The sequence below is a fragment of the Wolbachia endosymbiont (group B) of Silvanus unidentatus genome (genome assembly GCF_964028615.1).
Taxonomy (GTDB): domain Bacteria; phylum Pseudomonadota; class Alphaproteobacteria; order Rickettsiales; family Anaplasmataceae; genus Wolbachia.
Genome location: NZ_OZ034795.1, coordinates 1,552,619 through 1,568,958 on the forward strand (window position 1 = coordinate 1,552,619; position 16,340 = coordinate 1,568,958).

The window sequence follows — 16,340 nt, forward strand, 5'->3', positions numbered from 1 at the left end:
AAACTATCTGTCGTCAAATTTCAAAAAAGTTAAATTGACTGATTCTCAATATCATTTAATATAATATTTACTTCAAAATAATTAGGTACCTTATGTCATTGCTAGAAGCAGATCCAATATACAAGCCTTTTAATTATCCTTGGGCATATGATGCATGGTTGCAGCAACAAAGGATACACTGGATACCTGAAGAAGTTCCGCTTGCTGATGATGTGAAAGATTGGAAAACTAAACTTTCGAATGTAGAGAAAAATTTATTGACCCAGATTTTTAGGTTTTTTACTCAAGCAGATATTGAAGTAAATAATTGCTATATGAGGCATTATTCAAATATATTTAAGCCAACAGAAATATGTATGATGCTTGCAAGCTTTTCCAATATGGAGACTATACACATTGCAGCCTATTCATACCTTCTAGATACGATTGGCATGCCAGAAAGTGAATATCAAGCATTCTTAAAATATGACGCTATGAGAAAGAAGTATGAATATATGTTAGAATTTGAGGAAAGTAAAAAGCAAGATAAAAAACATGTTGCTAAAACTTTAGCAGTATTTGGTGCCTTCACTGAAGGATTGCAGTTATTTGCATCATTTGCAATCTTGCTCAATTTTCAACGGTTTGGAAAAATGAAAGGTATGGGGCAAATAATTGCTTGGTCAGCACGTGACGAAACCTTGCACACCAATTCAATTATCAATTTGTTCAATACGTTTATTAAAGAGAATAATGAAATTTGGAATGACGAGTTCAAAGAAGAATTATATTCTGCATGTCACACTATTGTTGAACTTGAAGATGAATTTATAAGTCTTGCTTTTGATTTAGGAGATGTTGAAGGGCTATCTGCAGAGGAAGTGCGCAATTATATACGTTACATAGCAAACAGAAGGTTAACGCAATTAGGTCTTAAATCTATATATAATGTTAAAGATAACCCTATTCCGTGGCTTGATGAAATACTAAATGGCGTGGAACATACAAATTTCTTTGAAAATAGAGTAACAGAGTATAGCCGTGCAGCAACTCAAGGCACTTGGGAGGAAGCTTTTGCTAAAAACGATACAAAAAGTGAATAGCAGTAACTTCGGTTCTGTCGCATTTGTAGGGAAGTAGAAAAAAGAATGATATAATTGTCTAAAAATAAAGCAAAGATGTTTCGTATCAATCAAAAATTATTGCCATCCTTCAAAGGATTTAGCTTTTCAGCGATGTTATCTGTATACATGAAATGTCGATTCTCTTTGAGCTATCGAGATTTGGAAGAAATTATGAGTATAAGGGGAGCAAAAATTGACCATGCTACGTTACAAAGTGGGTTATCACCACTGATAGATTAGGCAGTAAGGAAAAGAAAGAAGCAGGTTGGTAGTAGTTGGAGAGACCTACATTAAATTAAACGGTAAATGGGTTTATTTATATAGAGCACTATTGGTAATACTGTAGACTTCCTCTTGTGTGTTAGTAGAGACAAGTCTGCAGCACTTGCATTCTTTCGTAAAGCCTTCAGGAGTAACTATCTTCCTGAGAAAATTGTCATTGATAAAAGCGGCAGTAATACTGCTGCTCTTGATGATTTGAATGCAGAAATTTCTGAAGATTATAGAATCACAGTTCTTCAAATAAAATATCTAAATAATATTGTTGAGAGGTTTATCAAGAAGCGAATAAAGCCTATGCTTAGTTTTAAAAATTTTCATTCCGCAAAGATTACTATTACAGGTATAGAAAATATTCGCATGATTCAGAAAAAACAAATTATCGGAGCTAATGACAATGTTTCTACTTTTGAGAATTTTGCTATGTTAATGGCTCTATAACTCCTATAATCCCAGCTTTAATGATCTTCTTTTCTATGGTTTATAGATGCAACAGAACCAGATAGGTTGCTGTGTAAAAATTTGGGAAATGTTTTTGTTAGTATTAAAAATTACATAATGTGTATTATGGAAAATATAAGAAACACAAGCTTTCAGCAAGAGAAAATGCAATTTTTGCTCTTCTCAAACAGCATAAAAAAGTGCCTGTTGAACCTCCAGATTAATGCTCAAAAATGTTCAATTGATACTTTAAAAGTATTACTTTAAAAATACCTAAAGTATCACTTCAAAAGCACTTAAAAATTTTATCTTTTAGGAAAAATTTTCCAAGACTACCCCCTTATTGGCTTTTGTTAGAAAAATATTAAAACTATAACCAAATATGTAATCTTTTATATGATTGTATTAGCTTAGCTCCCTTAATGGTTGTTTCTTTTTTTTTTTAAATATTAAAATAAATATAACTTTTCAGAGTTATCCACAGTTTTTTTATTCTCAATTATATATTAGTATTTGGAGATCATATTTATTATAGATCTCCAAAGTACTCAGAAATGTAAAGTTATGTACTCTACTAGGTTATCAACTTAGTTATTAACAATTCTGTGGATAACTTAAACAGGAAAAAGGGGCTTTTGTGCGAGTTTATGGTTATACATATCGTAAAACAAGGTATCTAAAATCCTGTTAATAGATACTTCAAAAAATTTGGAGAAAAGGAAGAAGCTTCTTCCTTTTTTTACTTAACTACACTGTTACACGCCTATAGACTTGCATAAATTTCTTCTGATAGTAGATCAACATTATCTACATTCCCACTAGGCTTTGATATTTTATATGTAATACCACCAGCAACAAGTCCAGTGAGTACAGCAGCAGCTACAGCTATGCCAATTAAAGCCAATATTGGTAATGAAGCACCAGCAGCAAAAAGTCCACCACCAACTGCTAATCCAGCTATAACACTGCAAATAGCACCAGCAACAATTGCTTTACTAGTTGGGCTAAATAGCTTATTTTCAACATTTGGATTTATTTTATCCGTACTGCTTTCAGCTTTCACTCTATTTTCAATAAGGTCTCTAATTGAGGTTATCAATTTCTTAAGATTTTCTTTTTGCTGTACACATTTTTCATTTATCAATTCTCTCTCTATAGCACCTTTAATTTCTTCAAGCTCACCTTTTTTTAAAGAATCTAAAAATTCTTCTTTCAAAGCTTCTAGAACATTATTTAAAACTTTTGATGGATATTGGCGACTAGGATCTGTAATATATTCAATCAGTGAAATAGATTCCATCTTACCTTGATTGTTAGAAGATAAAATCTTTGCTCTTACAACTTCTTTAAGCAAAACTAGTTCTTTCGCACGCTTCAAAACTGCTTTAAGATAGTCTACACGAGTTGCTTCATAAGTTCCAATTATTGACTCCTGAGTTTTTTCATTAGTTTCACTAAAAATAGTAAGAAAATCTTCTTTTGATACTGTTCCTAAAAGTTCACCAATATCTCTATTATCTCTAAATCTTTCATATAATTGTTGAAATGATACTTTCTGTTTTGCTGTTAATGGTATATCAAACTCTCCTATTAAAAATAATAATATACTTTAATTATGATATATTTAAATAATAAAGTCAAGAATTTAACTAGTATTGCAAACACTTAAACAAGAAAAAGGGGCTTTTACTCGAATAGATATTTTATAACGTCTTAATGCTAACTCCACCGACATATAAATTTGCGTGGCTTTTTCCAGTATTAAGCAATGCAAGTCCAATATTGTCGACACTAGAGCGTAGTTCTCCTACTTCTTCATTATGTTCACTGATTACTTTAGTGCCAATATTTGGAAGTGCATTTTTTCCCTCAACAAGGTAAAGTTTCCTTCTGAATTTTTCTTGTCTGCTCATTCGATTTACAACTTCCTGACCTATATAGCACCCTTTATTAAAGCTTATACCATTTATCTTATCGATTAAATATTGCAGCGGAAATGATGAATTTTGCACCATATCTTTTGCTCCATCTGGGACAAGGTTTTTAATTCTAACTTTTTCATACTGAATAAAATCTCCAACCGGTTCTTTTATTTCATCTTCATGTATGATCCTCATTCCTAGCAGCTTGTGCCTTGGATCTTGAAAAATAACTTGTGACTTACTACTACACTTCGCCAACTTAGCATCAAACAAAACTCCAACCTTATATAGTGAACTAATGTCTTTAATCCTCACTCTAAGGTAAGTTTTGAGCAAGTCTAATTTTTCAATTATTTGCTGTAGATGGGCATTTTCACACTCCAAATAAATATATTTATCATGCTCAATGAGGAAAAAATCGTACAGATATTTTCCCTGAGGGTTGAGTAATAAAGAGTAAATTGCCTGCTGGCTACTTAGTTTATTAATATCATTTGTTATAACACCCTGAAGAAAATCTCTCGTATCTGGTCCGTATAAAGATATTAGACTACGGTTTGCTAGCGGTATGTAACCCATAAAACTTCTGTTCAAATCTTAATTATACACTTTTACTAACTCCAACCCTTGAAATGTAACCTTTAGATGACTACATAGAATTGTAGGTTAATCTATTAATGAGGAAACATAAATGTCAAGTGTAAATTTGAATGTATTAGATGATAACGTGCTAATAAAGCCTATTACTGAAGAAAAACAAGGTGGAATTGTACTACCATCAAGTGCTGAAAAGAAGCCTACTAAAGGTGAAGTTATAGCAATTGGTAGTGGTTCACGCAACTCAAGCGGAGAGCGTATAGCTTTAACTGTAAAAACTGGTGATAAGGTTTTCTACAGGCAGTGGGCTGGCACAGAAGTAGAGCATGACAATGAAAAGTATGTCGTGATGAAGGAGTCAGACCTACTTGCTGTTATCAAGTAGGTATCCCTATTTTACTAAACTAATGCGCTATATAGTGCATTATGTATTTTAATATTCTAAATTTTTTATTAATTTAAGGAGTGATAAAAATGGCTAACATAGTAGTATCAGGCGAACAGTTGCAAGAAGCCTTTCGTGAAGTTGCAGCAATGGTTGACTCAACGGTGGGAGCAACTGCAGGGCCTAGGGGAAATACAATAGGAATTAGCAAGCCATATGGTGGACCAGAGGTCACAAAGGATGGCTATAAGGTAATGAAAGGTATAAAGCCTGAAAAACCATTACACTCTGCGATAGTAAGCACCATTGCTCAAAGTGCTTCTCAGTGTAATGACAAAGTTGGTGATGGTACCACAACATGCTCAATACTGACTAGCAATATGATAATGGAAGCTTCAAAGTCAATTGCAGCTGGAAATGATCGTATTTGTATCAAAAATGGAATACAGAAGGCAAAAGATGTGATATTAAAGGAAATTACATCAATGTCTCGCACAATTTCTTTAGAGAAAATGGATGAAGTTGCACAAGTTGCAATAATTTCTGCAAATGGTGATAAAGATATTGGTAATAGCATTGCTGATGCTGTTAAAAAGGTTGGAAAAGAAGGCGTCATCACTGTTGAAGAGAGTAAGGGTTCAAAAGAATTAGAAGTTGAACTTACAACTGGTATGCAGTTTGACCGTGGTTATCTCTCTCCATACTTTGTTACAAATAATGAAAAGATGAGCGTGGAGCTTGATGATCCATATTTGCTGATTACAGAAAAAAAACTTAATATTATTCAACCTTTACTTCCTATTCTTGAGGCTATTTTTAAGTCTGGTAAACCTTTGTTTATCATTGCAGAAGATGTTGAAGGTGAAGCATTAAGCACTTTAGTGATCAACAAATTACGTGGTCTAAAAGTTGCTGCAGTAAAAGCTCCAGGTTTTGGTGATAGGAGAAAGGAGATGCTCGAAGATATAGCAGCTTTAACAGGTGCTAAGTATGTCATAAAAGATGAGCTTGGAATCAAGATGGAAGATTTGACTCTTGAAGATCTTGGTACTGCTAAAAATGTTAAAATCACTAAAGACAATACCACAATTGTTAGTGAAGACAGCGACTGTGACAAACAAAACAGAGTAAATGCTAGAATTAACCAGATTAAATCTCAGATTGAAACTTCAACCTCTGATTATGACAAAGAAAAGCTAAGAGAGCGTTTAGCAAAATTATCAGGCGGCGTTGCTGTACTCAAAGTTGGTGGAGCAACTGAAGTAGAGGTAAAAGAACGTAGAGATAGAGTAGAAGATGCACTTCATGCAACAAGAGCTGCAATTGAAGAAGGGATAGTTCCAGGTGGAGGAGTTGCACTTCTTTACGCTGCATCTGCTCTTGATAAGCTAAAAGCTTCAAGCGATGAAGAGCAAATAGGTATCAACATTGTCAAAAAAGTTCTCAGTGCTCCAATCAAAAGATTGGTTAAAAATGCTGGTCTTGAATCTGCTGTTATAATTGACTATTTGATTAAGCAGAATGATAAAGAGCTTATATACAACGTTGAGGCTATGAACTACGCTAATGCATCAACAGCTGGTGTAATTGATCCGGCAAAAGTAGTTCGTATTGCTTTTGAAACGGCAGTGTCTGTAGCAAGCGCACTTATTACTACTGAATCTATGATAGTTGATCTACCAAACAAAGAAGAAAATGCTTCATCACCTATGGGTGCAGGAGCAATGGGCGGAATGGGTGGATTCTAAGTAAACAAGAGCCTTGGAGCAACTTGCTCCAAGGTATCTTTCTAGTTCTAAAAAGTCTTACATTTATAAAGGAAATAAATTTGTGATTTTCTATGCAAAGCCACTACTATTTATATTTGTTACGTCTCTTTAATATTATAACTGCTTAAAAATAAAAAAATAATATATGAAAGTTATAATTGCTAGTATATTACTATTAGTATAATATTATATTAATAAATGATTTATATAATATTTTTATTATAATAGATAGAACTTAAATTATTTTCTTCATAAATAGAGTATTTATGAAAATACGTATATACTCAATCCTACTTTTACTTTTTTCTTGCACTCAATTGTGCGCTGAAGAAGAAGTTGCAAAATTTGATCTGCTCATTGGTAAGATAAATAAAGCAAACCTTACCATTGAAGGCGCAATAAAGGTTACAATAAAACCAGGTTGGCATATATATTACAAAGACCCTGGAGATTTCGGCCTTCCTACTTCCTTTGACTGTCAGGGTAACATATCAAATATAGATATTCATTGGTCTACTCCCAAGGAACATGAAGATAAAGTTGGGGAAGTTACATTTGTTAGTAACATATATGAAGATATGGTGTTATTTCCCTTTAAAACTAATATCATTCCAAATCAGGAATACGTTGATATTAACTTTCATATAAAGTACGCAATATGTAAAGATAGGTGTATCCCTAAAAATGCCGAGATAAAAACCAGTCAACCACTAAAGGATTTTATAGATTCTGATATCAATAAACTCATAAATGAGTGGTACAAGAAGTAAGGTTAAAAAGCAAGAGCTTAACAACTATAGTTGAGAAAGAGCTTTAAAAGCCTTATGTGCAATTAAAGTCATTAATTATTTACTATATTATGTTAATATAGTAATATTAATTTTTTGATATACAATCATGACTCATCAATGTAAACACATAATAAATGAAACTGCTAATCAAAAAAAAGAAGAAGGAATAGAAGGTGTGATTATTACTACAGCACACGCTTCAGATGATATGCACAACTGCGTAAAACGTGCAAATTATTCTACTCTTACTAAGCACATTTGTCAACCTGGTTGGTTTATAAAGGACCTATTGGAGGAATTTTTTCCTGAATTAATACACAATGAAAACATCATGCATTATACTAACCCAAACCCTGTTAAGGAATACTATGCAGCAAATTTTGCTATAACATTTGAATGTAAGGAAGATGCAAAGTGTGGAAATGCAATAGATTATACAAACTTTTTACCTAGCGGTATATGGTGTAGTGGAAAAGGTAAAACGAATACTAGCGGTAAGGGTTATCCTTACAATGAGCTCTCTGCTGATAATAACAATAAAAGTGCATGTTATCACAGTAAAGATTTTAATAAAAATGCACTTCATAACAAAAATTTCTTCTGGAATACAACGTGTCCTAATCTAGTATTAGATCGTAGCGTAGAAGAGCTAAAAGAATGTGCAGGTAAAACTATAGTTGCAAAATTGGTATCACCTTTAATAATTGTTGATAAGAGTAATATGATAATAGATAAAGATGGCAACAATACTAAAATACCCTATCTTCACTTAGAGCACTTCTTAACTTTTGACGGTAAGCTTAAAGATGATCCTAAAAACAACTGTGCAATTTATAAGAACCTCACTAAGAAACCCACTGAATTAATTGAATTAAAAGATAAAGTTTTATGGACTTCCGACAAAGAAGTAAAGTTGATAATTCCTGACACTGGTAATATGAGATGTTTAGGTTCTCCTAGTAAAAGTGAGAGCGTAATTCAAAAGAGTGATGAGATAACTACTGATAACGAAGAGCTCCCTAGCTATAACTACAGTAGTGATTATGTGCTATAATTTTCTTGAATGTACGCTCAAGAAAAGGTTTATTGCTACAATTTTCATGATACAAAAATAAGCTTAGGTATTTTAACTTTTTTATAAGGTTTGATACCTACTCTCTTTCCTTTCAGCTATAAACATACAATATAGATATTCATTGGTCTACTCCCAAGGAACATGAAGATAAAGTTGGGGAAGTTACATTTGTTAGTAACATATATGAAGATATGGTGTTATTTCCCTTTAAAACTAATATCATTCCAAATCAGGAATACGTTGATATTAACTTTCATATAAAGTACGCAATATGTAAAGATAGGTGTATCCCTAAAAATGCCGAGATAAAAACCAGTCAACCACTAAAGGATTTTATGGATTCCGATATCAATAAACTCATAAATGAGTGGTATGAAAAATAGAGCTCCCAGCGAGCAAGTGATAGTTATACGATAGCTTAAAAATGTTATTCCTGTCCCTGAATTTTCCAATAAAGATCTTTCCAAAAATTTCGATCATGAAGCCTTTTGGTCCCCAAAAGGCTTCATTTCAATCAATAACGAAAATTATAACTTTGAAAGAGCTGCTTGCTTATTAACTCCTGTAGTGATTTGTATGCTTTCCACACTTGTTGAAGGATAAAATCCTTTTATTACTTCAGAGCCTTCTCGCTTTAAATATGACAATGCTTCATATAAAGGCTTCGCTTCATATTGTCTTCCTACTTTTACTTCTTTATTTGCAGCTAATTGCTCCCAAGTGACACCATTGCTTTCAATAAACTCTACAGCACCATTATCACTAATGATAATTTTCATTTCACACTCTTCTCCTTCAGCATACCAATTTAAAGTCATATAATATGAGCCGTTAGCTACTTCATAAATTCTTGTTCCATTCTCATCAACTCTGCAGCGTATTCCCCTTGTTTCACATTTGCTTTTACTAGGCAGCAATAATGTAATTCCATCTACACCATATTTTCTGCATATATCACTATTTAAAACATCAACCACATTTATTGATTTTGTAGGATCGCCAAGCATAATTCTGAGTGCAGGCTTAATCTTACCTTTCTTTCTACTTTCTTTAATTCCTATATATTCTAAAGTATTATCTTTTATACTTTCCTTTACATCTTTTGCAATTTTCTGAGCAATTGCACCTACGACATTTTTGCTATCGTACTTATTGGCATGTTTATATTCATACCTGCCATTAACCTCATATCTATACTTTTCCTGTCCTTCTTCATTGGAAAGTACAGTAGAAAAGTGTTTAAACCACTTTTCATCATCATCAATACTAACTTCTTCGTTCTTCTCTTCAGAATCGATAGTCACTTTACTACCTGGATTCACATTTTGAAAAAAATTATCTTTTAGGCGCAAATAAAAACGATTACTTTTATCAAAATAATCCTGATTATTAACTGCTTTTGGATTATCTACCACCATATTACCTCCACACATTAGCTATATAGAGGTATATATCAGTATTGACCTTCTAGGTCAACACTAAACAATAACGAAAACTATAGTTGTTTCTTTTCACCTGCTAAAGATTGTGCTTGTGCTCCATCTACACTTGTTGAAGGTTGCTTCTCAATATGTGTGATTTAGATATTCTCGTGCTTCATCACTATATTTAATGCTCTTGTAGCTTAAACTTCTTATCAACACCTTGCCTAAATGAAAATATTCCTATTTCTTGGAAAAATTTGTTATATTTACCTTGGTTACTGACTCTCATTTTTTATGATATATTTATCCTTAAGCGGTTAAATGGCTATTTTATAATGAATTTTGTCAGTAATCGCTAGTTTTTCTCCTGCTATGCAACAAAGCCCTCTGGCATCCAGATTAGACACTAAGTTGATAAGTATAAAAGCAGCTAACCTTATGTAAAAACACAATATTCCAGTGTTAAGCACTGGAATGACATTGTATGAACATTGTACCATATTACAATCAGTTGTGATTGGTATGACAAGATTAAGAGGTGCTAGAATAATGAAACCGAAGTCATACATAGAAAATAGGTTGGGTATTTTCAACTTTTGCTATATACTCAAGTAAAAATCTCTCTTTTACAGATGGATACAGTAAAGTTTGTTTTCTTACTGCCAACAATACTACTCATACTAGTTGCTGGTGTTTACCTATCGGTTAAACTAAAATGGTTACAGGTGTTTAGACTACCGTATGCCGTTTCACTTATTGGAGCTAAAAGAGGAGAAAATAAATTTTCTTCTATAGCCGCCCTGTTTACAATCTTAGGAGGAAATTTAGGAGTAGGAAACGTTTCAGGCACTGCTGTTGCTCTAAAAACCGGAGGACCAGGATCCATTTTATGGATGGCAATAATTATTGTTGTTACTTCTGTGATAAAATATGTTACTTGTTACCTAAGTATAAAAACCAGAAAAGAAAAAAATGGACGGTTTATAGGTGGACCTGTAGCCTACATGACTGATGCATTTAATTCTAGAAAAGCTACAGTTGTGTTTCTAGTTATTATGATGATGGTTTCAATAACAGTTGGTAACCTTGTTCAGGTAAATTCTCTATCAATACCACTCAGCATGGTAGATATACCTGTAGTCATTGGCGGCATTGTAATGGCCATAATATTTTTTGTTGTTGCAGCTCTCAGCTTAAAAAAAATTAAAATTTTTATATCGGCTATGATACCGATAATGACGGTAAGTTACCTCACACTTTGCGGTATCATATTATTTAAGTTTAGTGAAAATATTCTTCCTTCTCTAAAACTAATAACAAGCAATTTTTTTACAACTAGTAGCTTTAACTCTGGCTTATCTTTAGGTTTAATTTTAGAAATGTTGACTATTATTCAAGTAGGAACTCTGCGAGGTATTTTTGCAACAGATATAGGACTTGGCCTCGAAGGAATTGTACACTCCTCGATTACTCCTAAAAAAAATAACAATAAATTTATCATTGAACAGAGTCTAATCACAATAATATCTCCTTTTATAGTTGCACTCATAGTGTTCATTACAGCAATGGTACTGCTTGTCACAGATTCTTGGATTACTGATTTAGAGAGCACTAACATGTGCATTTTTGCTTTTAGAAAAGCTATGAATTGGCCCTATACTGACTATTTAATTATGGCTATAATGTTTTGTTTTGCCTTTACTACTATCTTTACTTGGTTTTTTTGTTCAAAACAAACAATACGCTATGTATCTATGGATAATAAATACACTAAAATCTGGACTGTAGTTTTTACCTTAATCATTCCATTTGGTGCAATCGGTGGAGTTAAGTTACTCTGGGATATCGCTGATATTTCAATTGCTGCTTTGCTACTCATAAACATACTTGCTATACTCAAGCTCACTTCTCAAGATCCAGAAGTATTTACTATGAGTAGCAAATACCTGAAGTTGCAAAAACAGAGCTAAAGCAATATTTTAAGTTGTCATCCCAGTCTGGAATCCAGCCTTTCATGAACTTCATCAAAAATTTTATGTTTTAACATAATACTTTTATGCTCACTAACTGAGTGCGACTGGATCCCAGTGGGCTTTGTTGCACAGCTCTTCGGATAGTGGGTAATGTATAATAAATTCATGAAGCTATATCAAACTTAGCCATGCCTATTTCAGTAAATTTGTTAAGCAAATAACACTTGAGTAGCAGTTCCTTCTCACGATTAATCTCAGATTTATTCCTAAAACTAAATCCAAATATTTGCTTCAGTCGCGAGAAAAAACTTTCTATATAAGATCTCTTCCAATAATTTATCTCTTTTTTCCACCTCTTCATACCATCTTCATCATATGACTTTATGAGCTTGATTGTAGAATTTCTCTCATTCATATAATCCAACTTTGGATGCTCTACTGCATTATTTTGCGGAGGAATCCTTGTCTTTATGTCAAGCTCATCGCACAGTTTGTATAACTTCTTTCGATCTATCTGCATATATCGTGCTTATGTTATACTTGGTATCCACTCTTTCAATAAGATCACAGGCTCCATAGTGGTCGGAATAAACTCCACTACTGTATTTTGCAGCTATAACTTTTTTACTACCTATCTCTAGCATTACATCTTGTTTGCTCATAGCGGCGATACTTTCTATCTGTACCATTTGCCTTACTATGGCCTGGAATATTATTGTAGATGCTGATACCTGTACTATCTATAGCAATTTCAATATCTTCCATATCGTTCTTATCAACTCTGCAGTCGTTGATTTTGATATTAAGCTTTTTAAACCTTCTTGAAGCCTGCGAATAGCTGATAATTTGCAAAATTTTCCCTATTTGCTCAAGATATTTCTCTATAAATCCCACTGTTTGCCTAAGACCAATCCTGAATAGATAGGTTATTATGTGAATTAGAATCACTACTTTGTCGCTGTAGACATTGTTGCCACCTGCTACTTTTGGACTATTTTCGTACCAATTTTCAATGGCATCGTTGATATAATGAAAAACATTTCCCCTTTCTTGAAGAAATTTGTTATATTCATTGCAGTTACTGACTTTCATTCTTATTGGCATATTTTTCCTTTGTCGGCTAAATATCTATTTTATAACAAATTCCATCAGTAACTGCCTGTTCTTTCCTTGAGTGGTGCAACAAAGCCATTCCAGTGTCACGCGCTGGAATGACATACTTTTTGGTGAAAATTACTCTTATATTATAACGTTTGTAGTTATGAATTTGACTATAGGATCAAGTCTAGAAAAATCTAGATTCCAGACTGGAATGACAACTTAAATTGCTTGATGTGAACATAAAATAGCTCATGTCATCACGTTAGCAATACAACTTCTTTAATAAAAACTAAATCAATTCCCGTAATAATTGTACTAGCTAAGGCTAAAAGGCAGAGGGTTATTAGTGAGGGAAAATATGAATACTCAAAGCACACAACAATATCATGAATTCATTCGAGGATTTTTTACTTTATTCGATGAAATAAAAAAGGAAGACGACCCAATTTATAATTCCAGAGTTGGTTTTAATGCAGTAAAGTTTCTAATAAAGCACTCCGTCTGGAATTTGGAGACAGATGAAGACAAAAATAAAGCTTATGAAGTTATTCTTCCAGAGCAGAACAAGATAAAGAAAGCCGAACAAAAGCTTGAAAGTGAAGTTAAAGCAAGGTTAAAAGAGTATGTTGATGATATCGCAGGAGTTTCAATATATGGCGATCACGCAAGTATTACACTGGGAGATGACAAAAAAGAGTTTAAAATCAGCGAGTTTTTAAATAGTGACTTTTGTCAGAAGAAAGGAATTTCGGGATTTTCAACGCTGCATAGTGATGGAAAGAGCGGAATGCACGGTTTTGTTGCCGAAGAAGGAGAGAAAAGAATAAGGCATTATGTTGTAACCGATGGTTCATATGAAATGACTTTGAATTGGCATGACAAAAATGGCAAAAAATGTACTATCAAAATCAAGATTGATAAAGATGGTGTAGATCTCACTGAACGTAATGGTGTTACTGAGGAACAATTAAAAGCAAACACAGATGTAAAAATAGGTGGCTTATTCCTATATCAAATACAATTCAAGGAGAAAGGACAAGAACAAGAGAATCAACAATCATCTGAAACTTTCATAGAAAATGATATTAGTAAAGGTGTTGGCGTTCAAGCTACTCAAGATCAAGAAGTTAAGTTTAAGCATGCAACGACTAGCACTACACATTCTAATAACGCATCTGCTAAAAAGATTCCACCGTCACTGCCAACTAGAACTAGTTCATTACCTAATAATCAGCAAAAAGGTGAGTATCAGCCAATACGGATTAATAGTGGAAATAACTACAATTCTCCATATTCTGATCATTCAAACAGTACTGCTTTCACCAAATCTGTAAGCCAAAATCAAAACGATAGGCAGTCTACATTTACTACGTTTGGATATACTGCATCTGGAAGCCGAAGATCAGATGAAAGTGAGCAAATATCTAATAATCGGCAAAAAGGTGCAATTTTTGATCCTACAACTAATGAAAGCACTGCAGCAGCACAAGACGTTGCATTCAAAAAAGTTAAAGGTGCATTTAAGTATGAAAACGCTAAAGAATCAAGCAATACTGGAAATAAGCAATCACTAAATGATGTAGCTTCGATTCTTGCATGGAAAGCAAAAAATGAGTTATTACGTAGTGCAAGTAAGTATGGTGAAGAATTTTCTGACTTCGAAGATGGTTGGAGCGATAACGAAGATGAGTATATAACGCTTTCAAAACCTCAATCAGATTATAAACAAGAAAAAGATTATCTTAGCACTAAGGAAAACGAAGAAAGAGGAAACGATGAACAAAAAGAAACCGAACAAGAAAATGAATCGCTAGAATACAGCTCAACAGATATAAAAACAAACGATTCGGGCTATTCATCTCCAACTCACTCTAATCATGAACAATCTCGAGTAAATTCTGGACAGTTAAAAGCGAGCCTAATGAATGTTGAACAAAGAGATTATACCCTACTTACGGAATTTACCAGTAGGTTGGATAAAGAAACTCAGAAATTCCCGCTAAAACCAGTAAATCAAAAGAAAATGAGTGAACAAACAAAAGAACATTTATTAGCAGCTGGATTGCTAAAAGACAATGCAGCGGAGGAAGAAATAAACGACTCAGGTTACTCATCTCCAACTTACACTAGCCACGATAATTTTCAGGTAAATCCTGAACAATTAGAGAGGAAATTAGAAACCATTGAACCAAAAGATACATTGGAAAAATTGAATAAAGGATTGAGAGACCAGGCTACTAAAGATTTATTCTCAGAAAGTATGTTGAAAGAAGTAAAAGAAGGTAAAAAATATGACCCTGTACGTAAGTTATTAGAAAGAAAAGTAGCAGAACAAGAAAATGATAATACTAATCTGACTATAGACAAAAATAGCGAACTATATAAATTGCTAGAAAAAGATGCAGCACAACTGAAAGCTGGAATAGTAGAAGAGGAAAGAAAAGATACTTTAACAGAATGCAATGATAGTCCTGATCGCAATAGAATTGCATTAGCAAATAGAAATAGAATCTGGGCTAAACTTATTGCTGAAGAAAAACAAAAAAAGGACAGTGGTATTAGTATAGGTTAAAGTAATTACTTAGCAAGCAATTGGTTTCATGTAATGGTAACCCTATTACAGAAGAGTAAGAACCACGTAAAAATAATACAAACATTCCCGCAAGGCCTTGTATGTTGCATCCCCCTGCCCTGTTTTTCCACTCTTCTGATGCTAAATAATATTTAATTTCTTGTTCGCTGAGACGCTTAAATTTCACTATTGTAACTACAGTCCTAATATGCTGTTTAGATTGATCAGGAATTAATAAACACACACTGGTGTATACTCTATGCCTTCTTCCTGATAACAAGCGAACGCATTTTTCTGCTTGTTCAACGTTTTCAGCTTTGAACAATATCCTTCTACCACAAGCAACAACTGTATCCACACCAAGCACAAAGTAATTTGGATTTGCACTTTGTATTTTCTCGGCTTTACTTTTTGCCATACGGATTGAGTAATCTTTTGGCAGTTCTTTCTTCAAAGGCGATTCATCTATATCTGCTGGCAAAACCAAACCTGGCTTAATATTTATTTGTTTGAGTAAGGCTACTCGCCTTTCTGATGATGAAGCAAGAATAAGATTATCTAGAGATTGTTCTATCACTTTAGCCTTTTTATTATCCTACCCTTTCTTGCATTCCTATCATAAATACTCATCTCAACTAACACTCTATCGCCTATAATAATACGTATTTTACTTCTTCTCACTCTTCCTGATACATGACAGATAATCTCATGTTCATTGTCCAGCTTCACTCTAAATTCTGCTGCAGGTAGTAAAGCAGTTACTGCCCCTTCCACTTCAAAAATTGTTTTTGATTTGTCTTCTTTTATCATTGTCGTATTATAATTTAATAATCTTTTTCAGTCTACTATAGATTTTAAATTATTATCAATACAAGAGATTTTTGTGAGTATTCCTCTTGCAACTTATC

General features: G+C 33.3%; 15 protein-coding genes and 1 pseudogene. 9 read left to right on the forward strand and 7 right to left on the reverse strand.

The genetic code is table 11. The features are described from left to right. Positions 1-92: 92 nt before the first annotated feature. Positions 93-1,082: a ribonucleotide-diphosphate reductase subunit beta gene (locus ABWU65_RS07390; RefSeq protein ID WP_019236348.1), complete on the forward strand. Its 990-nt coding sequence runs from the start codon at positions 93-95 to the stop codon at positions 1,080-1,082. A 75-nt stretch (positions 1,083-1,157) separates the two neighbouring features. Continuing rightward, positions 1,158-1,823: pseudogene (locus ABWU65_RS07395) on the forward strand (IS6 family transposase). A gap of 763 nt (positions 1,824-2,586) precedes the next feature. Here ABWU65_RS07395 and ABWU65_RS07400 read toward each other — a convergent pair. Further along, positions 2,587-3,123, reverse strand: coding sequence for a hypothetical protein (locus tag ABWU65_RS07400; protein ID WP_353280578.1), 537 nt, complete (start codon positions 3,121-3,123; stop codon positions 2,587-2,589). Between the two features lie 403 nt (positions 3,124-3,526). After that, the gene (locus tag ABWU65_RS07405) at positions 3,527-4,324 is read right to left on the reverse strand and encodes a YgfZ/GcvT domain-containing protein (protein WP_006012580.1); all 798 of its coding nucleotides are present in this window, start codon (positions 4,322-4,324) and stop codon (positions 3,527-3,529) included. A 112-nt stretch (positions 4,325-4,436) separates the two neighbouring features. On the opposite strand from ABWU65_RS07405, the gene ABWU65_RS07410 reads away from it, so the two are divergent. From ABWU65_RS07410 to ABWU65_RS07430, 5 genes are all read left to right on the forward strand, one after another. Continuing rightward, a complete protein-coding gene (locus tag ABWU65_RS07410; protein WP_007302813.1) occupies positions 4,437-4,727 on the forward strand; it encodes a co-chaperone GroES in 291 nt (96 codons plus the stop codon). Between the two features lie 89 nt (positions 4,728-4,816). Continuing rightward, complete coding sequence (gene groL / locus ABWU65_RS07415; protein ID WP_007302814.1) at positions 4,817-6,475, forward strand: chaperonin GroEL; 1,659 nt, start codon at positions 4,817-4,819, stop codon at positions 6,473-6,475. A 287-nt stretch (positions 6,476-6,762) separates the two neighbouring features. Continuing rightward, positions 6,763-7,266: a protein-disulfide reductase DsbD domain-containing protein gene (locus ABWU65_RS07420; RefSeq protein WP_019236345.1), complete on the forward strand. Its 504-nt coding sequence runs from the start codon at positions 6,763-6,765 to the stop codon at positions 7,264-7,266. A gap of 127 nt (positions 7,267-7,393) precedes the next feature. Next, positions 7,394-8,341 carry a hypothetical protein gene (locus ABWU65_RS07425; protein WP_214303391.1) on the forward strand — a complete coding sequence of 316 codons (948 nt, stop codon included), beginning with the start codon at positions 7,394-7,396 and terminating at the stop codon, positions 8,339-8,341. Between the two features lie 137 nt (positions 8,342-8,478). After that, entirely contained in the window at positions 8,479-8,745 is a 267-nt protein-coding gene (locus ABWU65_RS07430; protein WP_353280645.1) for a hypothetical protein, read from the forward strand. Between the two features lie 144 nt (positions 8,746-8,889). Here ABWU65_RS07430 and ABWU65_RS07435 read toward each other — a convergent pair whose 3' ends face one another. Then, on the reverse strand, positions 8,890-9,780 hold the full coding sequence (locus ABWU65_RS07435) for a hypothetical protein (protein ID WP_007302816.1): 891 nt from the start codon (positions 9,778-9,780) through the stop codon (positions 8,890-8,892). Between the two features lie 638 nt (positions 9,781-10,418). Between ABWU65_RS07435 and ABWU65_RS07440 the strand changes: the two genes are divergently transcribed. Beyond that, positions 10,419-11,756, forward strand: coding sequence for an alanine/glycine:cation symporter family protein (locus ABWU65_RS07440; protein ID WP_052264771.1), 1,338 nt, complete (start codon positions 10,419-10,421; stop codon positions 11,754-11,756). A 166-nt stretch (positions 11,757-11,922) separates the two neighbouring features. Here ABWU65_RS07440 and ABWU65_RS07445 read toward each other — a convergent pair whose 3' ends face one another. Next, positions 11,923-12,279: a transposase gene (locus ABWU65_RS07445; protein ID WP_007301972.1), complete on the reverse strand. Its 357-nt coding sequence runs from the start codon at positions 12,277-12,279 to the stop codon at positions 11,923-11,925. A 107-nt stretch (positions 12,280-12,386) separates the two neighbouring features. Further along, positions 12,387-12,863 (reverse strand): transposase, encoded by a 477-nt coding sequence (locus ABWU65_RS07450; RefSeq protein WP_019236989.1) that lies wholly within the window; start codon positions 12,861-12,863, stop codon positions 12,387-12,389. A 355-nt stretch (positions 12,864-13,218) separates the two neighbouring features. Here ABWU65_RS07450 and ABWU65_RS07455 point away from each other — a divergent pair, with 355 nt between their 5' ends. Beyond that, positions 13,219-15,432: a hypothetical protein gene (locus ABWU65_RS07455; protein WP_353280581.1), complete on the forward strand. Its 2,214-nt coding sequence runs from the start codon at positions 13,219-13,221 to the stop codon at positions 15,430-15,432. Here the strand turns inward: ABWU65_RS07455 and ABWU65_RS07460 are convergent. Both ABWU65_RS07460 and infA read right to left on the reverse strand, forming a co-directional pair. Continuing rightward, complete coding sequence (locus tag ABWU65_RS07460) at positions 15,419-16,009, reverse strand: Maf family nucleotide pyrophosphatase (RefSeq protein ID WP_353280583.1); 591 nt, start codon at positions 16,007-16,009, stop codon at positions 15,419-15,421. The genes ABWU65_RS07455 and ABWU65_RS07460 overlap by 14 nt on opposite strands. Next, positions 16,006-16,242, reverse strand: a complete 237-nt coding sequence (gene infA, locus ABWU65_RS07465) for a translation initiation factor IF-1 (protein WP_007302820.1) — start codon at positions 16,240-16,242, stop codon at positions 16,006-16,008. Before infA ends, ABWU65_RS07460 begins: the two co-directional genes overlap by 4 nt. Between the last annotated feature and the right edge of the window lie 98 nt (positions 16,243-16,340).